General features: G+C 65.6%; 23 protein-coding genes and 1 tRNA gene. 19 read left to right on the forward strand and 5 right to left on the reverse strand.

Going from position 1 to position 20,153, the window contains the following annotated elements:
- Positions 1–82 precede the first annotated feature (82 nt).
- Genes rph through ACFX5Q_RS24330 form a run of 6 tightly spaced genes read left to right on the forward strand, consistent with a single transcriptional unit; the run spans position 83 to position 3,914 of the window.
- Positions 83–799 carry a ribonuclease PH gene (gene rph, locus ACFX5Q_RS24305; RefSeq protein WP_192179438.1) on the forward strand — a complete coding sequence of 239 codons (717 nt, stop codon included), beginning with the start codon at positions 83–85 and terminating at the stop codon, positions 797–799.
- A gap of 7 nt (positions 800–806) precedes the next feature.
- Entirely contained in the window at positions 807–1,217 is a 411-nt protein-coding gene (locus tag ACFX5Q_RS24310) for a VOC family protein (RefSeq protein WP_404282123.1), read from the forward strand.
- On the forward strand, positions 1,217–1,879 hold the full coding sequence (gene rdgB, locus ACFX5Q_RS24315; protein WP_404282125.1) for an RdgB/HAM1 family non-canonical purine NTP pyrophosphatase: 663 nt from the start codon (positions 1,217–1,219) through the stop codon (positions 1,877–1,879). Before ACFX5Q_RS24310 ends, rdgB begins: the two co-directional genes overlap by 1 nt.
- A gap of 10 nt (positions 1,880–1,889) precedes the next feature.
- The gene (gene hemW / locus ACFX5Q_RS24320) at positions 1,890–3,068 is read left to right on the forward strand and encodes a radical SAM family heme chaperone HemW (RefSeq protein WP_404282127.1); all 1,179 of its coding nucleotides are present in this window, start codon (positions 1,890–1,892) and stop codon (positions 3,066–3,068) included.
- Positions 3,069–3,127: 59 nt separating this feature from the next.
- Positions 3,128–3,451: a low molecular weight protein tyrosine phosphatase family protein gene (locus ACFX5Q_RS24325; protein WP_404282128.1), complete on the forward strand. Its 324-nt coding sequence runs from the start codon at positions 3,128–3,130 to the stop codon at positions 3,449–3,451.
- 25 nt (positions 3,452–3,476) lie between these two features.
- Positions 3,477–3,914 carry an EamA family transporter gene (locus ACFX5Q_RS24330; protein ID WP_192179443.1) on the forward strand — a complete coding sequence of 146 codons (438 nt, stop codon included), beginning with the start codon at positions 3,477–3,479 and terminating at the stop codon, positions 3,912–3,914.
- A 73-nt stretch (positions 3,915–3,987) separates the two neighbouring features.
- On the opposite strand, the gene ACFX5Q_RS24335 is transcribed toward ACFX5Q_RS24330, so the two are convergent.
- Complete coding sequence (locus ACFX5Q_RS24335) at positions 3,988–4,191, reverse strand: hypothetical protein (RefSeq protein WP_404282130.1); 204 nt, start codon at positions 4,189–4,191, stop codon at positions 3,988–3,990.
- A 153-nt stretch (positions 4,192–4,344) separates the two neighbouring features.
- Here ACFX5Q_RS24335 and rsmI point away from each other — a divergent pair, with 153 nt between their 5' ends.
- A complete protein-coding gene (gene rsmI, locus ACFX5Q_RS24340; protein WP_404282132.1) occupies positions 4,345–5,253 on the forward strand; it encodes a 16S rRNA (cytidine(1402)-2'-O)-methyltransferase in 909 nt (302 codons plus the stop codon).
- A complete protein-coding gene (locus ACFX5Q_RS24345) occupies positions 5,225–5,623 on the forward strand; it encodes a YraN family protein (RefSeq protein ID WP_404282134.1) in 399 nt (132 codons plus the stop codon). Before rsmI ends, ACFX5Q_RS24345 begins: the two co-directional genes overlap by 29 nt.
- Before the next feature lie 88 nt (positions 5,624–5,711).
- On the opposite strand, the gene ACFX5Q_RS24350 is transcribed toward ACFX5Q_RS24345, so the two are convergent.
- Positions 5,712–6,518 carry an undecaprenyl-diphosphate phosphatase gene (locus ACFX5Q_RS24350; RefSeq protein ID WP_192179447.1) on the reverse strand — a complete coding sequence of 269 codons (807 nt, stop codon included), beginning with the start codon at positions 6,516–6,518 and terminating at the stop codon, positions 5,712–5,714.
- Positions 6,519–6,679: 161 nt separating this feature from the next.
- Here ACFX5Q_RS24350 and ACFX5Q_RS24355 point away from each other — a divergent pair, with 161 nt between their 5' ends.
- The 11 genes from ACFX5Q_RS24355 (at position 6,680) to ACFX5Q_RS24405 (ending at position 17,674) form a co-directional block, all read left to right on the forward strand.
- Positions 6,680–7,372 (forward strand): glutathione S-transferase family protein, encoded by a 693-nt coding sequence (locus ACFX5Q_RS24355; RefSeq protein ID WP_404282136.1) that lies wholly within the window; start codon positions 6,680–6,682, stop codon positions 7,370–7,372.
- Complete coding sequence (gene queG, locus ACFX5Q_RS24360; protein ID WP_404282138.1) at positions 7,353–8,513, forward strand: tRNA epoxyqueuosine(34) reductase QueG; 1,161 nt, start codon at positions 7,353–7,355, stop codon at positions 8,511–8,513. The genes ACFX5Q_RS24355 and queG overlap by 20 nt, the downstream gene beginning before the upstream one ends.
- Positions 8,510–9,418 (forward strand): SDR family oxidoreductase, encoded by a 909-nt coding sequence (locus ACFX5Q_RS24365; protein ID WP_404282140.1) that lies wholly within the window; start codon positions 8,510–8,512, stop codon positions 9,416–9,418. The genes queG and ACFX5Q_RS24365 overlap by 4 nt, the downstream gene beginning before the upstream one ends.
- 70 nt (positions 9,419–9,488) lie before the next feature.
- Positions 9,489–10,580, forward strand: a complete 1,092-nt coding sequence (gene mepA / locus ACFX5Q_RS24370; RefSeq protein WP_404282142.1) for a penicillin-insensitive murein endopeptidase — start codon at positions 9,489–9,491, stop codon at positions 10,578–10,580.
- A gap of 85 nt (positions 10,581–10,665) precedes the next feature.
- Positions 10,666–11,685: a glucokinase gene (locus ACFX5Q_RS24375; protein WP_404282144.1), complete on the forward strand. Its 1,020-nt coding sequence runs from the start codon at positions 10,666–10,668 to the stop codon at positions 11,683–11,685.
- A 170-nt stretch (positions 11,686–11,855) separates the two neighbouring features.
- Positions 11,856–13,667, forward strand: a complete 1,812-nt coding sequence (locus tag ACFX5Q_RS24380) for an ABC transporter ATP-binding protein (protein ID WP_404282146.1) — start codon at positions 11,856–11,858, stop codon at positions 13,665–13,667.
- A complete protein-coding gene (gene dapB / locus ACFX5Q_RS24385; protein WP_404282148.1) occupies positions 13,664–14,485 on the forward strand; it encodes a 4-hydroxy-tetrahydrodipicolinate reductase in 822 nt (273 codons plus the stop codon). Before ACFX5Q_RS24380 ends, dapB begins: the two co-directional genes overlap by 4 nt.
- A 33-nt stretch (positions 14,486–14,518) precedes the next feature.
- Positions 14,519–15,139 (forward strand): 2,3-bisphosphoglycerate-dependent phosphoglycerate mutase, encoded by a 621-nt coding sequence (locus ACFX5Q_RS24390; RefSeq protein ID WP_404282150.1) that lies wholly within the window; start codon positions 14,519–14,521, stop codon positions 15,137–15,139.
- Positions 15,140–15,450: 311 nt separating this feature from the next.
- A tRNA-Leu gene (locus ACFX5Q_RS24395) sits at positions 15,451–15,535 on the forward strand.
- Positions 15,536–15,686: 151 nt separating this feature from the next.
- Entirely contained in the window at positions 15,687–17,366 is a 1,680-nt protein-coding gene (locus ACFX5Q_RS24400; protein WP_404282152.1) for an FAD-dependent oxidoreductase, read from the forward strand.
- Entirely contained in the window at positions 17,366–17,674 is a 309-nt protein-coding gene (locus ACFX5Q_RS24405) for a UBP-type zinc finger domain-containing protein (protein WP_404282154.1), read from the forward strand. Before ACFX5Q_RS24400 ends, ACFX5Q_RS24405 begins: the two co-directional genes overlap by 1 nt.
- Positions 17,675–17,724: 50 nt before the next feature.
- Here the strand turns inward: ACFX5Q_RS24405 and ACFX5Q_RS24410 are convergent, their stop codons facing one another.
- The 3 genes from ACFX5Q_RS24410 to ACFX5Q_RS24420 form a co-directional block, all read right to left on the reverse strand.
- Positions 17,725–17,904: a hypothetical protein gene (locus tag ACFX5Q_RS24410; protein WP_192179457.1), complete on the reverse strand. Its 180-nt coding sequence runs from the start codon at positions 17,902–17,904 to the stop codon at positions 17,725–17,727.
- A 108-nt stretch (positions 17,905–18,012) separates the two neighbouring features.
- Positions 18,013–18,834 carry an Asp/Glu racemase gene (locus ACFX5Q_RS24415; protein WP_404282156.1) on the reverse strand — a complete coding sequence of 274 codons (822 nt, stop codon included), beginning with the start codon at positions 18,832–18,834 and terminating at the stop codon, positions 18,013–18,015.
- Between the two features lie 22 nt (positions 18,835–18,856).
- Positions 18,857–20,098: a D-amino acid dehydrogenase gene (locus ACFX5Q_RS24420; protein WP_404282158.1), complete on the reverse strand. Its 1,242-nt coding sequence runs from the start codon at positions 20,096–20,098 to the stop codon at positions 18,857–18,859.
- Positions 20,099–20,153: the final 55 nt, after the last annotated feature.

The following is a 20,153-nucleotide window of genomic DNA, read 5'->3' on the forward strand; positions in this document are numbered from 1 at the left end:
CGGTCCATTTTCCTTTGCGCCATGGGCCGCATGCGTCTACAAGCCGCCCACGATTCCGGAAAACCAGAAGAAAGAGGCCTGAATGCGCCCCTCCAAACGCCAAGCCGACGAAATGCGCGCCATCTCCTTCGAGCGCGGCGTCTCCAAACATGCCGAAGGCTCGTGCCTGGTGAAGTTCGGCGATACGCACGTCCTGTGCACGGCGAGCCTGGAGGAAAAGGTGCCGGCCTGGATGCGCAATTCCGGCAAGGGCTGGGTGACGGCGGAATACGGCATGCTGCCGCGTTCCACCGGCGAGCGTATGCGCCGCGAGGCTTCCGCCGGCAAGCAAGGCGGCCGCACGCTGGAAATCCAGCGGCTGATCGGCCGTTCCTTGCGCGCCGTGGTCGACCTGCAGGCGCTGGGCGAGCAGCAGATCACCGTCGACTGCGACGTCATCCAGGCCGATGGCGGCACCCGCACCGCCTCGATCACCGGCGGCTGGGTGGCGCTTTACGATTGCCTGCGCTGGATGGAAGCGCGGCAGATGGCCAGCGTCGCCAAGGTGCTGAAGGACCATGTCGCGGCGATTTCCTGCGGCATCCATGACGGCCAGCCGGTCATCGACCTCGACTATATCGAGGATTCTTCCGCCGGCACCGACGCCAATTTCGTCATGACCGGCAAGGGCGGCATCGTCGAGATCCAGGGCACGGCCGAGGGCGAACCCTTCTCGGAAGACCAGTTCGCCGCGCTGATGGGCCTGGCCAAGAAGGGCATCCAGCGCCTGGTCAGCCTGCAGCAGATGGCGGTCGTATAGGTTTTCCATGAGACCTTCCGCCATCCTCGAATCGGCCCTCTACGTCACCGATCTGGCTGCCGCGGAAGCATTTTACGCCGACGTGCTCGGGCTCGAGGTGCTCGGCAAAGTCGAGGGCAGGCATGTGTTCTTCCGCTGCGGCGATGGCGTGCTGCTGCTCTTCAACGCCGAGGCGACCAAGGTGCCGCCCGCGCCCGATGCGAGACTAAAAGTGCCGCCGCATGGCACGGTCGGCGATGGCCATCTCTGCTTTGCCGCGAGCACGGACGAAATCGCCGACTGGCGACAACATCTCCAGTCGAAAAATATCGCCATCGAAAGCGAGTTCGAATGGCCGCAAGGCGGGCGTTCGATCTACATACGCGACCCCTCCGGCAATTCGATCGAATTCGCCGAGCCAAGGATCTGGGGCCTCTGATGCATCAACCAACTTTTCATTCCCTTGAGGGACAAAAGATCGTCGTCGCCAGCCACAATGAAGGCAAGCTGCGCGAATTCTCCGACCTGATGGCGCCGTTCGGCTTCGAGGCGAAGTCGGCCAAGGAGTATGGCCTGCCGGAACCGGACGAGACCGGCACCACCTTCGAGGAGAACGCCTACATCAAGGCCTTTGCCGCCGCCAAGTCGACCGGACTGCCGGCGCTGTCGGACGATTCGGGCCTCTGCGTCGATGCGCTCGACGGCGCGCCTGGTGTCTACACCGCCAACTGGGCCGAAACCCCGGACGGTTCGCGCGATTTCGGCATGGCTATGCAGCGCACGGAAGTGGCGCTGCAGGAAGTCGGCGCGGTCGATCCAGCACAGCGCAAAGGCCGATTCGTCGCCGTCATCTGCCTGGCCTTTCCCGACGGCGATGCCGAATATTTTCGCGGCGAGGCCGAAGGCACGCTGGTGTGGCCGCCGCGCGGCACGCTCGGCTTCGGCTACGACCCGGTGTTTTTGCCAAACGGTTTCGAAAAGACCTTTGGCGAGATGACGGCGCAAGAAAAACATGGCTGGAAGCCCGGCCAGCCGACGGCGCTGTCGCACCGCGCCCGCGCCTTCCAGAAGTTTGCGCGCGCCAGGCTTGGTTCGGAATGATGGGCGCGGCATGATTGGGCACGGCACGACCATGCAGCTCGACCGCAGCCCCGGCTTCGGTGTCTACATCCATTGGCCGTTCTGCGCGGCGAAGTGCCCCTATTGCGACTTCAACAGCCATGTCCGCCACCAGCCGGTCGACCAGGAGCGTTTTGCGCGCGCCTTCGAGACCGAGCTGGCGACGATGCGTGCCCGCACCGGGCCGCGCGAGGTGACCAGCATTTTTCTCGGCGGCGGCACACCGTCGCTGATGAAGCCGGAAACCGTGGCGACGGTGCTCAACGCGGTGGCAAAGAACTGGACGGTGCCTGAAGGCATCGAGGTGACGCTGGAAGCCAATCCATCATCGGTCGAGGCGGAGCGCTTTCGCGGCTATCGCGCGGCCGGTGTCAACCGGGTGTCGCTCGGCGTGCAGGCGCTGAACGACAAGGATTTGCGTTTCCTTGGCCGGTTGCACAATGTCGACGAGGCGCTGCACGCCATCGGGCTCGCGCGGGAAATATTTCCCCGCCTCTCGTTCGACCTGATCTATGCGCGGCCGGACCAAACGCCGGACGCGTGGCAGGCGGAGCTTGAACAGGCAATCGGCCATGCCGCCGACCATCTGTCGCTCTACCAGCTGACCATCGAGGAAGGCACGCCCTTCCATGCGCTGCATGCGGCGAAGAAATTCGCCATTCCGGACAACGACCACGCCGCCGACCTGTACGCGCTGACGCAGGAGGTGACATTGGCGCATGGCTTGCCGGCCTACGAGATTTCCAACCACGCCAGGCCAGGCGCCGAAAGCCGGCACAACCTGACCTACTGGCGCTATGGCGAATATGTCGGCGTCGGCCCCGGCGCGCATGGCCGCTTCGTCGAGCACGGCCACCGCGTGGTGACGATCACCGAGCGGATGCCGGAGACCTGGGCCAATCTGGTCGAAGCCAAGGGCCATGGCGTTACCGGCGGTGAGATCCTGACGCGCTCGGAAGAGGCCGACGAGTTCCTGCTGATGGGGCTGCGGCTGGCCGAGGGCATCGACCTTTTCCGCTACGAGGCATTCTCCGGGCGTGGCCTGTCGAGCGCGCGGCTGTCGGTGCTGCAGGGCGAAGGACTGGTGGCGCCGATCGGCAATGCCCGCCTGCGCGCCACGCCAGCTGGCATGATCGTGCTCGATGCGGTGGTGGCGGACCTGGCGCGGTAGAGCATGATCCTGAAAAGTGGGTGCCGGTTTTCGGATAAGATCATGCTCGAACAATGCACTTGAAGAACGTCCTCTTCGTCTGCAGCCAGAACCGCTTGCGCAGCCCGACGGCGGAGCAGGTGTTTTCCAGGCGCGGGGACATTGAGGTTGCCTCGGCCGGCACCAATCATGATGCCGACACGCCGCTGACGCATGAACTGGTGGCGTGGGCCGACATCATCTTCGTCATGGAAAAGGCGCACCGCACCAAACTGCAGAAGAAGTTCAAGGCGAGCCTGAAGAAGGCCCGGGTCATCTGCCTCGATATACCTGACAACTATGAATTCATGGATCTGGAGCTGACTGACCTTCTGAAGGCACGCGTTTCGCGCTATCTCGGTTGAGACCGCCGCTCGCGAGGCCACCCCAATGAACCTGACCGTATCTTCCTGGCAATTCTGGGCGCTGCTGTCGGCGGCGTTCGCGGCGCTGACGGCGATCTTCGCCAAGGTCGGCATCGAGAACATCAATTCCGACTTCGCGACCTTCATCCGGACGGTCATTATTCTGGTCGTGCTCGCGGCCATTCTCGCCGCCAGCGGCCAGTTCCAGCCGCTGGGCTCGATCTCCGGAAAGACCTGGCTTTTCCTCGGCCTATCCGGCCTGGCCACCGGCGCGTCGTGGCTGTGCTACTTCCGCGCCCTGAAACTCGGCAATGCGGCGCAGGTGGCGCCGATCGACAAGCTAAGCGTCGTGCTTGTGGCGGTGTTTGGCGCGGTCTTTCTCGGCGAGCGCCTCTCCGGAGCGAACTGGCTTGGCGTCGCTCTTATCGCGGCGGGCGCGGTGCTGGTCGCCTATCGGGTGTGATGGGACGCCTTCTCTGGCGCTTTTCGTTTCAAGACGGGTGATGAAGATATCGAAGCGATTGGGCATCGTCCGGTCAGTGCTCCGTCGTGCTGTCGGTTTCGGTCTCGATCTTGGTTCTAGGCTCGGCCAGCAGGCGGCGCAAAAGCCGCTGCCTGACCTCCGCGCTATCGGCATCGTTTTGAGCTTCGACCGGCTGGCTTTTGTCGCGCCGCGCGGCAAAGCGCTTGCGCCCGGCATAATAGGGCTCGAAAACGTCCTGTATCTTCAGGCTGTCCATCCTGTCCTCCTCCCGAGACTCAGGGTAATTCGCCGAGCTTGGTTTCGTTCCGCACTGTGGCAAAGGCATGGCGGCCGCATTACATCGTCGTCACGTTTTGCAACCGGGCGTGCGCCGTGCCAAACAGGACCAAATACACGCAAGAGGGCACCGGTGACCGGCGAAAAACGCAGCTATGTGATCGGGCAGACCGAGATACCGGCGCGGCCGCTCGAGCCGGCGCTCTATCTCGTGGCGACACCGATCGGCAATCTGGCCGACATCACGCTGCGCGCGCTGGAAACGCTGGCCGCCGCCGACATCGTCGCCTGCGAGGACACGCGGGTGTCGCGCGTGCTGCTCGACCGCTACGGCATCCGCCGCCGCACTACCGCCTATCACGAGCACAATGCCGGCGAAGCCGGACCGAAGCTGATCGCGGCGCTCGAAGCCGGGCAGAGCGTGGCGCTGATCTCGGACGCCGGCACGCCGCTGATCTCCGACCCTGGCTACCGGCTGGTCGGCGAGGCACTGGACCACGGCCTTCGCGTCGTGCCGATCCCCGGGCCGTCGGCCGCACTCGCCGCGCTGACGGCGTCCGGCCTGCCTTCCGACGCCTTCCTGTTCGCAGGCTTCTTGCCGGTGAAGACCGGGCAACGGCTGACGCGGCTGGAGGCGCTGAAAGCCGTTCCGGCGACGCTGATCTTCTTCGAATCGCCGCGCCGGCTGGCCGAGACGCTGGGCGCCATGGTCGAGGCCTTGGGCGGCGCCCGCAAGACGGCGATCGGCCGCGAACTGACCAAGACTTTCGAGGAGATGCGGACCGGCACGCTGCAGGTTCTCGCCGACCACTACGCGGCGGCCGACACGCCGAAGGGCGAAATCGTCATCTGCGTCGGCCCCGCTGAGGCCAGGGCCGACCAGCCTGAAGACATCGACCGGCTGCTGCTGTCCCTCGCCGCCGAAATGCCGGCCTCGAAGGCGGCCGCGGAAGCGGCAAAGATGACCGGCGGCCAGAAGCAGGCGCTTTACCGGCGGCTGCTCGAGCTCAGGGATGCCGGTGGAGGCGAGGGTGGCGACTAAGCGTCAGGCCCTTCACCGCCGACAGGCCTATCGACGCGGCCATCGCAGCGAATGGCTGGCGGCGCTGGCACTGATGCTGAAAGGCTACCGGATCCTCGCGCGGCGCCATCGCACCAAACTCGGCGAGATCGACCTGATCGCCAGGCGCGGCGACCTGGTGCTGTTCGTCGAGGTCAAGGCGCGCCGCACGCTGATGGAAGCGATGGAGGCGATCGCACGCGGTTCGGAACGCCGCATCGAGGGCGCCGCCGATCTCTGGCTGTCGCGGCAGCCCGACTATGGCAAACTGTCGGTGCGCTTCGACATGGTGGCGGTGCTGCCCTGGCGCTGGCCGGTGCATGTCGAGAACGCGTTTTACGGGCGGAATTGAGGGTAAGCCCGGCCCTTCGCATGGCTCCGGGCGTTCGTCGCTCGGAAAGCCAAGCAATTGGCTTCCCGTCCGCTTCGCGGACCGCTCCTCACCCCCAGATCATCAGCGCCACCAGCCCGACGCCGCCGATCACCAGCCGCCACCAGCCGAACAGCGAATAGCCGTTGCGCGAGACGTAACCGAGCAGGAAGCGGACGACGAGCAGCGCGGTGATGAAGGCGGCGATGAAGCCGAAGGCGATGATCGGCAGGTCGGCGCTGCTCAGCACATTGCGGTTCTTGAACAGGTCGAAGGCGAAGGCGCCGACCATGGTCGGGATGGCGAGGAAGAAGGAGAATTCCGCCGCCGCCCGCTTGTCGACGCCCAAAAGCAGGGCGCCGACGATGGTGGAGCCCGAGCGCGAGGTGCCGGGAATCAGCGACAGGCACTGGAACAGGCCGATCTGCAGATAGAGCCGGGTCGGAAAGCGCTCGACGTCACGGTAGACGGGCTTGAGGTTCATCCGGTCGACCGTCAGCAACACGACGCCGCCGATGATCAGCATGATGCAGATCAGCCGTGGCGATTCGAACAGGATGGTCTTGATGAAATCATGCGCCAGCGCGCCGAGGATCGCCGCCGGCAGGAAGGCGATGAGGATGCCGATGACGAAATGCCGCGTCAGCCGGTCATGCGGCAGGTCGAGCAGCATTTGCCACAGACGGCGGAAATAGACGCTGAGGATCGCCAGGATGGCACCGAGCTGGATCAGGATCTCGAAGGCCTTGCCGGTCGAGTGGAAGCCGAGAAAATGGCCGGCGAGCAGGATATGGCCGGTCGAGGAGACCGGTATGAACTCGGTCAGGCCCTCCAGAAGACCGAGCAGCAGGGCTTCGACGATGGTCTGGCTTTCCATGGCAACCTCGGGATTCACGTGCGGGCTTGGGAGAAGGGCTTGCTTGTCATGGCGCGGAAGTCCCCCTATAGGTCGCAGCACCCTGACGGTCCGCTTTGCGGGCGGCCAAGACTTACCGGCGCGGCCGGCGATTCGCCAGTGCGCCTTATCATCGCGGGACCATGCTGACGCTCTTCCACCATCCGATGTTCGCCGCCTGCCGGTTCGTGCGCCTCGCCTTCGGCGAATATGGCGAGGAGCTGGCGCTGATCGAGGAAAAGCCGTGGACGCGGCGCAAGGAGTTTCTGGCGCTGAACCCGGCCGGCACCTTGCCGATCCTGCTTGCCGAAGGCGACGTGCCGATCGTCGGCGCGATGGTGATTGCCGAATATCTCGACGAGACGCGCGGCGTCTTGAAACGCGACAAGAGGCTGTTCGCCGAAGACCCGATGGAGCGGGCCGAAATCCGCCGGCTGACCGACTGGTATCTCAGCAAGGCCGAGGGCGAGGTCACGCGGCACCTGGTGCGCGAGCGCGTGCTGAAGCCGATCATGCCGGAGACGGCGGGCGGCGGCTCGCCTGATTCGGGCGCGATCCGGGCGGCGCGCGCCAACATCCGCCAGCACATGAAATACACCAACTGGCTGGCCGGCACCCGCCACTGGCTGGCCGGCAACAAGGTGACCTATGCCGACCTCGCGGCGGCGGCTGCGCTGTCGGTGCTCGATTATCTCGGCGAGATCGACTGGCGCGAACACGCCGCGGCGCGCGAATGGTATACGCGGGTGAAATCGCGGCCGTCGTTCCGGCCGCTTCTGTCCGACCGGGTGCGCGGCCTGTCACCGGTGTCGCATTATGCGGACCTCGACTTCTGACGCCGCAAAACTGCGCGCGCTGATCGACCGCGAGGCGCAGCGCGCCGGTTTCGATGCCGTCGCGGTCACCACGCCCGACGCGATCCCTCTGGCGCCGGCCCGGCTCGCCGAATTCGTCGCCGACGGTTTTCACGGTTCGATGGGCTGGATCGCCGAGACGCTGGAGCGCCGGAGCGAACCGGCGGCGCTGTGGCCCGAGGTCCGCTCGATCGTCGTGCTGGCGATGAATTACGGCCCGGAGCACGATCCGCGCATGCTGCAGGCAAGGCGCGACCGTGGCGCCATTTCGGTCTATGCGCGGAACCGCGACTATCACGAGGTGATGAAGGGCCGGCTGAAGGAGATCGCCGGCAAGATCGTCGCGCGCGCGGGTGGCGACGTGAAAGTGTTCGTCGACACCGCGCCGGTGATGGAAAAGCCGCTGGCGGAGGCCGCCGGGCTCGGCTGGCAAGGCAAGCACACCAATCTGGTCAGCCGCGAACACGGCTCCTGGCTGTTTCTCGGCACCATCTTCACCACCGCCGCGCTTGTGCCCGACAAGGCGGAGGACGATCATTGCGGCTCCTGCCGCGCCTGTCTGGATGCCTGCCCGACCGATGCCTTCCCGGCACCCTACCGGCTCGATGCGCGGCGCTGCATTTCTTATCTCACCATCGAGAACAAGGGGCCGATCCCGCATGAATTCCGCGAAAAGATCGGCAACCGCATCTATGGCTGCGACGACTGCCTGGCCGCCTGCCCGTGGAACAAGTTCGCGCAAGCAGCGTCCGAGGCGAAGCTTGTCGCCCGCGCGGATCTGCGCGAGCCGTCGCTTGCGGAGCTCTTGCTGCTCGACGACACCGCTTTTCGCTCGTTCTTTACAGGTTCGCCCATAAAACGCATCGGCCGCGACCGCTTTGTCCGCAACGTGCTGATCGCCGCCGGCAATTCGGGTGATTTTTCGCTGGCCGGTCCGGTACGCGAACTGCTTGGCGATGCCTCGCCGCTGGTGCGGGGCGCGGCTATCTGGGCGCTGTCACGGCTTGTGCCCGAGATCGAGTTCGCCGAACGTGCCGCAGCCGCGGCGCAAACCGAACGCGACGAGTCTGTGCGCCACGAATGGCTTCTGGCGCAATCAAATCCAATCGAGATGCACGCATGACCGAAAAGCATATCCTCATCTTCGGCGCCGGCTATTCCGGCAAGGCTTTTGCCCGCGCCAGCAAGGATGCAGCCTCGACGATTTTTGGCACGACGCGCTCGCCGGAGAAGTTCGAAGCGCTGCGGCAGGCCGGCATCACGCCATTGCGCTTCGACGGCGCGCTGACCCCAGAGATCGGTGAGGCCTTGAGGACAACCACCCACCTGATCGTCTCGGTGGCGCCGGAAGAGGTCGGCGATCCGGTGCTGAATGCCGCGCGCGATGCGATCCTGACGGATATGCCGGCGCTCGAATGGATAGGTTATCTCTCCACCGTCGGTGTCTATGGCGACCATGGCGGCGGCTGGGTGGATGAGACCGCCGAATGCCGGCCCGTCTCCAAACGTTCGGTGATGCGGGTCTCCGCCGAGCAGGATTGGCTGGAACTGGGCCGGGAGATCGGCCGGCCGGTGGCGATCCTGCGGCTCTCCGGAATCTACGGGCCCGGCCGCAACGCGCTGGTCAACCTGGCCGACGGCACCGCGCGGCGGCTGGTCAAGCCGGGCCAGGTGTTCAACCGCATCCATTGCGACGACATTGCCGGCGCGCTCTGGCATCTGGCCGATGCCAATCGCGGCGGCATCTTCAACGTCACCGACGATCTGCCGGCGCCGCCGCAGGACGTCGTTGCCTACGCCGCCTCGCTGATGGGCGTCACCCCGCCGCCGGAAATTCCGTTCGAGACCGCCCAACTTTCGCCTATGGCGCGCTCCTTCTATGGCGAGAACAAGCGCGTCGCCAACGCGTCGATCAAGGCGGCGGGCTACAGCTTCCGGTTTCCCGATTACCGGGTGGCGCTCGACCATATGTGGGCCAACGGCAACTGGCGCGAGGGCGAGGCGCGCAGCCCGATGAAGCGGTCATGATCGAAGCGCAGCACTGGTCGTGGTATGATTCGCCACGGTTCGCGGCCTGTTGCGGAGGGGATCCGGTTTCATGACGATGTCGATGCGATCATTGCCCGGCAGAAGGCCGTTCCTGACGGCGATGATGTCCATCCTTGCACTCACCGGGCTTGTCGCGGGCGCGCTGACGGCCGAGCCGCGGGCAAAAGACCTGTTCGGCGCCAAGAAGCTGCCGGCGGTGGCAGCGGCGCAATCCTTCGGCTTCTATTCCAAGGGCTGCTTTGCCGGCGGCGTCGCCATCCCCATGGACGGGCCGACCTGGGAAGTGATGCGGCCGTCGCGCAACCGGCGCTGGGGCCATCCGGCGATGATCGCGCTGGTCGAGAAGCTCGCACGTGACGCTCACGCCGACGGCTGGCCGGGGCTTCTGATCGGCGATATTTCGCAGCCGCGCGGCGGACCGATGCTGACCGGCCATGCCTCGCACCAGATCGGCCTCGACGCCGACATCTGGCTGACGCCGATGCCCAGTCGCCCGCTTTCGACCCGCCAGCGCGAAGAAATGAGCGCCACCCTGATGGTCGATGAGAAGACCCACCTGGTGAAGGACGGGCTGTGGAAGCCGATGCATACGCGGCTTCTCAAGCGCGCGGCCAGCTACCCGGAGGTCGAGCGCATCCTGGTCAATCCCGGCATCAAGAAGAAGCTCTGCGACACCGTCACCGGCGACCGCTCCTGGCTGCGCAAGGTCCGGCCGTTCTGGGGCCATGACTATCATTTCCATATGCGCATCGGCTGCCAGCCGGGTTCGCCCAACTGCAAGGGGCAGGAAGCGACCCCGGCTGATGACGGCTGCGGCAAGCCGCTGGCCTGGTGGTTCACCGAGGAGCCGTGGCGGCCCAACAAGAACTCGGATGCGCCGAAGGCGCGCGACCTGATGACGATGGCGAACCTGCCCAGGCAATGCCAGACCGTACTCGACGCCCCGGCTCCGGCCTCGGCGGAAACCGCCACCTATCACGGCGGCGGCGTGCCGATCGCTGTCGCCGCCGAGCCGGCGGTGGCGCTGCCGACGGCACCGGAAGTGCCAAGTGGCGCGGCGGCGCTGCCGGCCTCGGCAAGCGCGTTCGCGCCGACACCCGAGATCGGCATCCCGCTGCCGCGACCGCGACCGGGAAACTGACGCGGAAGCGGCTTTCCCTTTCCGAAGTCATGCGCTAGTCACGAGAAACAGCGGCAGACTGCCGGAATAGGGACGACCAAGAGCCATGCAAGGTGACGACGAGACAGCGCTGCGGTTTCCGGTCCTGATCGGCGACATCGGCGGCACCAATGCGCGCTTTTCGATCGTGCTCGACGCGAATTCGGAAGCGACCGAGCCGCAGATCGTCCAGACGGCCAATTTCAACACGATCGACGAGGCGATCCAGGCGGCGGTGCTCGACCGCTCCTCGATCCGGCCCAATTCGGCGGTGCTGGCGGTGGCCGGTCCGGTCGACGGCGACGAGATCGAGCTGACCAACTGCCCGTGGGTGGTCAAGCCAAGGAAAATGTTCGCCAATCTTGGCCTCAGCGACATCGTCGTGCTCAACGATTTCGAGGCGCAGGCGCTGGCCGTGGTCGCGCTCGGCGAAGAGCATATGGAAAAGATCGGCGGCGGCACGCCGGAAGCCAATGCCGGCCGCGTCGTGCTCGGTCCCGGCACCGGGCTTGGCGTCGCCGGGCTGATCCATGCGCTTAACCACTGGATCCCGGTGCCGGGCGAAGGCGGCCACATGGACATTGGGCCGCGCTCAGCCCGCGATTTCCAGGTTTTCCCCCATATCGAGAGGCTGGAAGGCCGCATTTCAGGCGAGCAGATCCTGTGCGGGCGCGGCCTGGTCAACCTCTATCGCGCCGTGGCCAAGGCCGACGGCAAGCCGGTGCCCTTCACCACGCCGGCCGAAATCACCGCCGCGGCCCTGGCGAAGACGGATCCGGTGGCCGAAGAAGCGCTGTCGATGTTCGTCACCTGCCTCGGGCGCACCGCCGGCGATCTGGCGCTGGTGTTCATGAGCCGCGGCGGCGTGTTCCTCACCGGCGGCATCGCGCAAAAGATCGTGCCGGCGCTGAAAGCCGGCAATTTCCGCGCCGCCTTCGAGGACAAGGCGCCGCACAGCGAGCTGATGCGCGCCATGCCGGTCTATGTCATTACGCACCCGCTGGCGGCGCTTCTCGGCCTTGCCGCCTATGCCCGAAACCCCTCGCTGTTCGGCGTCCAGACGGCGGGACGGCGCTGGCGCGCATAAGGATCGCGCCGCCCCGCGACGAAGTTTCGCCATAGGCAAGCCGCAGACAGGGCGCTAAGAGGGGTGCCGAATTCCAGCCCTTGCGGCATGACCAGACGACGGACCCACGGAACGCCAGCGACTTGAACCAATCATCCCAACACCTTGCGAGAGCTCGTCCGGGCGAGGTCGTGGCGGTCATTCGCCGCATTCTCGAAGAGAACGGGCGCGACTATCGGTGGTCGTACGTTTTCACGATCCTGTGCCTGCTGACCGTGTCGGCGACGACGGCCCTCTCCGCCTGGATCATGAGTCCGGTCGTCAATCAGATCTTCTATGAACGGCGCGGCGATCTGATCCCATGGATCTGCGCCGCACTGCTCGGGGCTTTCATCCTGCGCGGGCTTGCCGGCTACGGCCAGGCGGTGACGATGGCCAGGATCGGCAACAATCTGGTGGCGCGCTACCAGCAGCGCATCTTCAACCATCTGATGAAGCTCGGCGTCAGCTTCTTCAACGACACCCGTTCCGGCCGGCTGGCGGCGCAGGTCAACGAGAACGTCAACGGCATTCGCGACCTGCTGTCGATGACGATCACGTCGACGGCGCGCGACGCTGTCTCGCTGGTCGCTCTGGTCGGCGTCATGATCTACCAGGATCCCGTGCTTTCGCTCAGCTCCCTGCTGATCGGGCCGCCGCTGATCTACACCGTGACCTATCTGATGCGACGGGTTCGGCGCATCACCCGTGAATCGGTGCAGATCAATTCGCGGCTGATCGGCGCCATGCAGGAAGCCACGCAAGGCATCGCCATCGTCAAGGCCTTCACCATGGAGGACGAGCTGTCGCGTCGCATCGGCAAGCTCGCCGACGATGCGCAACAGCGGTCAAACAAGATCGCGCGCGTCTCGGAACGGCTGACGCCGATCTCCGAACTGCTGGCAGGTTTGGCCTTTGCCAGCGTCATCGCCTATTCCGGCTACCGGGCTACCGTTCTCGGCCAGCCGCCGGGCGCGGTCTTTTCCTTCATCACGGCCCTGACGCTCGCCTATGATCCGGCGCGGCGGCTGGCGCGCATGCAGGTCGGCATGGAACGCGCTCTGGTCAATGCGCGCATGATCTATGAGCTTCTCGACCTCCAGCCGCAGCAGGGCGATACGTCGGGCGCGGCCGAAGCCAGGATCACCACCGGCGAGGTGCACTTCAACAACGTCACGTTCGGCTATGTGCCGGAAACGCCGGTGCTGCAGGAGCTGAGCTTCGTCGCCCAGGCCGGCAAGATGACGGCCATCGTCGGCGCTTCGGGCGCCGGCAAGTCGACGCTGGTGGCGCTCTTGCAGCGCTTTTACGATGTCGACCGCGGCAGCATCACGATCGACGGCCAGGACATCTCAAAGGTGACCAAGAAGTCGCTGCGCGGCTCGATCGCCTATGTCTCGCAGGCGCCCTATCTGTTCGAGGGCACCATCCGCGACAACATCCGCTATGGGCGGCTCTCCGCCAGCGATGCCGAGATCGAGCAGGCCGCGAAGCAGGCCGCGGCCGACGAATTCGTCCGCCAGCAGCCGGAGGGTTATGACACGCCCGTCGGCGAAAACGGCGTGACGCTGTCCGGCGGCCAGCGCCAGCGCGTTTCGATCGCCCGCGCCATCGTGCGCAATGCACCAATCCTGCTGCTCGACGAGGCGACCTCGGCGCTCGACAACGAGGCCGAGGCGCGCGTCCAGGAAGCGCTGACGCACGTGATGGAAGGACGCACGACGATCGTCATCGCCCACCGGCTGTCGACCGTGGTCAATGCCGACCACATCATCGTGCTGGAAGAGGGACGGCTGGTCGAGGAAGGCAACCATGCCTCGCTGATGGCCGATCCGGACAGCATCTATGCCCGCTTCCACCGGATCCAGGGCAAGAAGGGTCTGGGGCTTGTCGATGACGCCAAGCCGCTCCAAACTCCGGCGCCGCGCACGCGCGCGAAAAAGGCCGTTGGGAGAAACGCATGAGCGACGCGGGCGATATGGGCCTGGTGGTGGTGGGCGCGGCCGGCCGCATGGGCCAGACGCTGATCCGTGCCATCCATACGATGCCGGGCGCGCGCGTCGCCGGCGCGGTCGAGCGGCCGGGATCGCCGTATCTCGGCAGGGATGCCGGCGAGCTTGCCGGCATCGGCATCATCAACGTGCCGATCGTCGACGATCCGCTGCCGGCCTTCGCCAAGGCCGACGGCGTGCTCGATTTCACCGCACCGGCCGCAACCGTCGAATTCGCCGGCTATGCGGCGCAGGCGCGCATTGCCCATGTCATCGGCACCACCGGCTGCTCGGCCGACGACAATGCCGCGATCGCGGCGGCGGCGCGCCATGCGACGATCGTCAAATCCGGCAATATGAGCCTTGGCGTCAACCTGCTGGCGGTACTGGTGGAACAGGCCGCGAAGGCGCTCGAAGCAGATGATTTCGACATCGAGATCCTGGAAATGCACCACCGCCACAAGGTCGACGCGCCGTCGGGGACGGCACTGCTGCTCGGCGAAGCGGCGGCGCAAGGCCGCGGCATTCCGCTCGCCGGCAACGACGTGCGCGTGCGCGACGGCCATACCGGCGTGCGAAAAGCTAGCTCGATCGGCTTCGCCACGCTGCGCGGCGGTTCGGTGGTCGGCGACCATTCCGTGGTTCTGGCCGGCACCGGCGAGCGCATCACGCTTGCCCACCATGCCGAGGACCGGGCGATCTTTGCCCGCGGCGCGGTCAAGGCCGCACTTTGGGCACGCGGCCGGAAGCCCGGACTGTATTCGATGCGGGACGTGCTCGGCCTGAGCTGAGGCGGCCTGATCCCCAACCTTGAAGGAGCAAACATGTCGGGAACTCTCGTGCTCGTGCGCCATGGCCAGAGCGAATGGAACCTGAAGAACCTGTTCACCGGCTGGCGCGACGTCGACCTGACCGAGCAGGGCCACAAGGAGGCCAAGGAGGCAGGTGCGAAGCTCAGGGCGCGCGGCCTGAAGTTCGACATCGCTTTCACCTCGGCGCTGATCCGGGCCCAAAAAACCTGCCAGCACATTCTCGACGCGGTCGGCCAGAGCGGGCTGAAGACCATCCGCGACCAGGCGCTGAACGAGCGTGACTATGGCGACCTCTCCGGCCTCAACAAGGATGATGCGCGCAAGAAGTGGGGCGAGGAGCAGGTGCATGTCTGGCGCCGCTCCTACGACGTCTCGCCGCCCGGCGGCGAAAGCCTGAAGGACACCGGCGCCCGTGTCTGGCCTTACTATCTGCACGATCTGCAGCCGCATGTGCTGCGCGGCGAAACCGTGCTGGTCGCCGCGCACGGCAATTCGCTGCGTGCGCTGATCATGGCGCTGGATGGCAAGTCGGGCGAGGAGATCGTCAAGCTCGAGCTCGGCACCGGCGTGCCGGTGATCTACAAGCTCAACGCCGATTCCACCGTGGCGTCGAAGGAAGTGCTGGAAGGCTGAGGCGTTCGCTTCCGTCCCCTGCATTCGAGACCAATTTGTTGAAGTCGGCGCTGCCCCTCATCTGCCTGCCGGCATCTTCTCCCCGTAAACGGGGAGAAGGGGCTGGCTGTGATGGCAGCACCCTATTTGCAACGCTGGCGATTGGCGAAATCGGTGATGAGAGCGTCCCTCTCCCCGTCCTTATACGGGGAGAGGATGCCGGCAGGCAGGTGAGGGGCAGCACCAACGCCCGAAACTCAGCCGGCAAGCGGACAGCCCTCAAAAAAGCGCGTTGACACCCGTCGCTTGCCCGCTTACATGAGCCCGCACCAGCCCAGATGGCGGAATTGGTAGACGCGCACGGTTCAGGTCCGTGTTCCGCAAGGAGTGGAGGTTCGAGTCCTCTTCTGGGCACCAAATTCGCGTTTCGAGCCATTCGATATGGTTCAGAGACTTAAAGAAAAAGCCCGGTTCGTCCGGGCTTTTTTGTTGGCGCCAACCTGTCCTCCTGGTCAGGCGCTTAACAAACCGCTTCAAACCGGTCGACCGGTTCGCTACGCTCGAAGCCATGGCTCAATCCGCCCAGCCGATCACAATCGCCCGTCGCGACCAGATGTTCCCCATCCTGGCCGAGGCGGACATCGAGCGCATGCGGCGCTTCGGCGCGGCCAGTGCCTACGCCGCCGGCGAGCACATCGTCACCGCCGGCGAGGTGGCGCCCGGCCTGATCGTCGTCCTGTCGGGAACGGTCGATATCACCCAGGATGCCGGGCTCGGCCGGCGCGAGACGATCGTCACGCATGGCCCGGGCAATTTCATCGGCGAATTGGCGCAGCTTTCGAGCCGCCCGTCGCTGGTCAATGCCGAGGCCACCCAGCCGGTCGAGGCCTTCGTCATCCCCTCGCAGCGGCTGCGCGACCTGATGGTGCAGGAGGCCAATCTCGGCGAGCGTATCATGCGGGCGCTGATCCTGCGCCGTGTCGGGCTCTTGGAAAGCGGCACCAGCGGGCCGGTCATCATCGGCCCCGTCGGCAATGGCGACACATTGCGGCTGCAGGGTTTTCTGGCCCGCAGCGGCCAGCCGCACCGTGCGCTTGATTCCGACACCGATCCTTGCGCAAAAACCCTGATCGAGCGTTTTCATGTCGACCCGCATCACCTGCCGATCGTGCTCTGTCCGAACGGCAAGCTGCTGCTCAATCCAGGCGAGGGCGAACTCGCCCGCTGCATCGGCCTGCTGCGGCCGATCGACACCACCAAAGTCTACGACGTGGCCATTGTCGGCGCCGGACCGGCGGGGCTTGCGGCCGCGGTCTATGCCGCCTCCGAAGGGCTGTCGACGATCGTGCTCGATTGCCGCGCCTTCGGCGGACAGGCGGGCGCCTCATCGCGCATCGAGAACTATCTCGGTTTCCCGACCGGCATTACCGGAATGGCGCTGATGGCGCGCGCCTACAATCAGGCGCAGAAGTTCGGGGTCGAAATGGTCATCCCCGACGAAGCCAGGCTGCTCAGCGCTGCTGTCGACGGCTACACGCTCGATGTCGGCGACGGCGAAACCGTGCGGGCACGCACGGTGGTGATCGCCAGCGGCGCGCGCTACCGCCGCCTCGATATCGCCAACCTGGCGCAATTCGAGGGAACGTCCGTGCATTATTGGGCCTCGCCGATCGAGGCGCGGCTTTGCAGCGGCCAGGAGGTAGCGCTGGTTGGTGCCGGCAATTCGGCGGGACAGGCGGCTGTCTACCTGGCCAGCCAGGTGCGCAAGGTCGCGCTGCTGGCGCGCCGCGGCGGTCTCGATGCCACCATGTCGCGCTATCTGGTCGAGCGCATCAAGGCGCAGCCGAACATCGAGGTGCTGGCCGAGACCGAGGTCGTGGCGCTGGAAGGCCACGAGGGTAATCTCGAGGCCGTGCGCTGGCGCAATCGCGCAACCGGCACGGAAACGACGCGCCCCATCCGCCATCTCTTCCTGTTCATCGGCGCCGACCCGAACACGGACTGGCTGGCGCAATGTAACGTGGCGCTGGACGCCAGGGGCTTCGTGCGCACCGGACCGGACTTTGCACCGGCGCATGGCCTGATGGAAACGAGCCGCAGCGGCGTGTTCGCCATCGGCGACGTGCGCTCGGGCTCGGTCAAGCGCGTGGCTGCCGCCGTCGGCGAAGGCGCCCAGGTGGTGGCGGCATTGCACGCCTATCTCGCGCGCGGCGATGCCGTTGCACCTCAAGCGGCCAGGAGACAGTGATGGCGGACGAATGCAGACATGCGAGCGACATCCAGGACGTGACGCCGAGCGCTCTCGGCTGCGAGGAGTGCCTGAAGAGCGGATCGTGGTGGGTGCATTTGCGGCTCTGCCGCACCTGCGGCCATGTCGGCTGCTGCGACGACTCGCCCAACCGCCACGCCACCAAGCATTTTCACGCCACCAGCCATCCGGTCATCGAAGGCTACGACCCGCCGGAAGGCTGGGGCTGGTGCTATGTCGACGAGGTTTTTCTCGACCTCGGCGACCGCGTCACACCGCAGAACGGTCCGATCCCGCGCTTTTATTGAGCTGCAGCGGTTTGTGCCTACGGGCATTCGGAGCCCGCCGACTGCGCGGTTTATCGCACGGAGCCGGTGACGGTGCGGTCGATGGCATCGGGAACGGATTTGCGTTCGTTGCCGGCAAGTGCCGCTATGATCAGCAGGCTGGCGACGACCGGCACGAACAGGATGGCGACACGGGCCTGCACATAGAAAATGGCGCGCCATTCGTTGCGCTTGTCGGGGCTGTCGCTCATCGTGCTCACTCTGTCATGCCCCCCAGGGCGGGACATAGAGGCGAACCGTTAAGCAACCCCTTCCGATTTTGTTAACCTGCGGATCTAGAACCCCTCGCAAGCCGGCGCTCAGCTCGCCGGCAACCCGAACAGCCTGCCGCCGGCGGGCACGACATCGTCAATCCCCGCAAGCCGCAAACAATGCCAGGCCATGGCATGGTTGCTGGAGGTGACGGGGATGCCGATGCGCTGTTCGAGGCCGGCCACTGCTTCGGCGACGCGCAGGCTGGTGCAGGAGATGAAGATCGCCTCCACCCCCGGTGCCGCCGCCATTTTTTCCGCCGCGGCCTCGATCGAGGCGAGCGAGATACGGGCGGCTTCGCGGTCGTCCTGCCGGTCGAAGGTGGCGACGGCCGCTATATCGAGGCCACGGCCGGTGAAGTAGGCGACGAGACCTTCGTTGATCTTCGGCGAATAGGGCGTCAGCAGGCCGATGCCTTTGACGCCGAGCGCCTTGAAGGCGGCAAGTGCGCCGGTGACCGGCGTGGTGCAGGCGACACCGGGCCTGGCCTTGCGGATCTCGGCGAACACCGCCTCCTCGCCGAGCGTCATCGTCGCCGAGGTACAGCCGAAGCCGACGACGTCGAGCGGGAGGCTGGGCAGGATGAGGTCGACGCATGGCGCGATCCTCGGGCCGATGGCGCGCAGCGTGTCCGGCGTGATGTTGTGGTCGTTGAAGACACGGGCCTCGTAGAAGGCGACACCGGGAATGCGCACCAGGGCGCGGAATTCATGTTCCAGCGTCTGGTCGGTGGCGAGGATCGCAAGGCCGATCGCGGCGCGCGAGGCGAGGCCGCCGTCGAGCTCCGACGGCAGCACGCCGAGATCGATGGGTCCGGAAGAGGGAGAGCGGGCGGCGGCAAGGTTGGCGGACATGGCGTACCTTTTCATTCTTCTCTTCTGGATCATGCTCTCAGTTCAAAAGTCCGTCCATGGAAATGGCCGGCCGGCGGCCGGCGATCAGATCGGCGGTGATGCGGGCCGAGCCGTGCGACATGGTCCAGCCGATGTGGCCGTGGCCGGTGTTGAGGTAGAGGTTGCGCAGGCGCTGCCGCCCGAAGGCAGGCAGATTGTTCGGCGTCATGGGCCGTAGCCCCGCCCACATCTCGGCGCGGTCGTAATCGGCGCCTTCGGGGTAAAGCTCCTCGGTCACGCCTTTCATGAAGGCGAAGTCGGCGGGCTTGTGGCTGGTGTCGTAGCCGGCGAACTCCGCCGTGGCGGTGACGCGGATGCGGTCGCCGAAGCGCGAGATGGCGACCAGATTGTGCTCGTCGACCGAAGCGATGGTCGGCGGCAGCAAGCGGTTGCCGATGGGAATGGTCAGTGAATAGCCCTTGATCGGATAGATCGGCAGGCTGATGCCGATCGTCCTGGCAAGGATCGGACTGTAGGAGCCGAGCGCCAGCACATAGGCATCGCCCTTGAACGGCCCTTTGTCGGTCAGCACCTGGGCGACGCCGTCGCCCGATGTCTCGATGCCGGTGATGGTCGCGCCAGTGTGGATAACGCCGCCGCGCTCGACGACCTTGGCGGCCAGCGCCCTGGTGAACTTGGCCGGGTCGCCGGTCTCGTCGGTCGGGCAATAGATACCACCGGCGATCTTCTCCCTGGCGGAGGCAAGCGACGGATCGAGTGCGACGACGCCGTCGCGGTCGAGCACTTTTATCACCTGCCCATCGGACTCGAGCAGCTTCATATGCTCGACACCCATGTCGAGCGCCTGCTGGCTGCGATGGAAATAGAGGATGCCGCGATCATTGCGGTCGTAGTCGATCGCCTCGTCGGCGATGACTTCGTGCAGCACGGACTGCGAATAGGCGGCAAGGCGATGCTTGAGCAGCGTGTTGCGCCTGGCCTTGTCGGCCGTGCATTCCAGGAGGAACAGCCATGACCAGCTGTAGAGCCTGGGATCGGCCGAGAGTTTGAAGCGCAGCGCCTGATCCTTGAGCACCAGCGATTTCAAAAGGATCATCGGCGCCCTGGGCGACGACCAGACGAAGGAATGGCCCGGTGCGATCATGCCGGCATTGCCCCAGCTGGTCTCAGTGGCGACCTGTGCCTGGCGCTCGAGGAGCACCACCTCGTGGCCGTCCTTCTGCAGCTGATAGGCGGTGGTGACGCCGACAACGCCGCCACCCAGCACGATCACGCGCATCACGCCTCCGGAGATCGCAAAGTCGGCTCACTTTAGAATGGAATCCGGAATTGCA

It is taken from the genome of Mesorhizobium sp. IMUNJ 23033 (assembly GCF_044778005.1).
Taxonomy (GTDB): Bacteria; Pseudomonadota; Alphaproteobacteria; order Rhizobiales; family Rhizobiaceae; genus Mesorhizobium; species Mesorhizobium amorphae_A.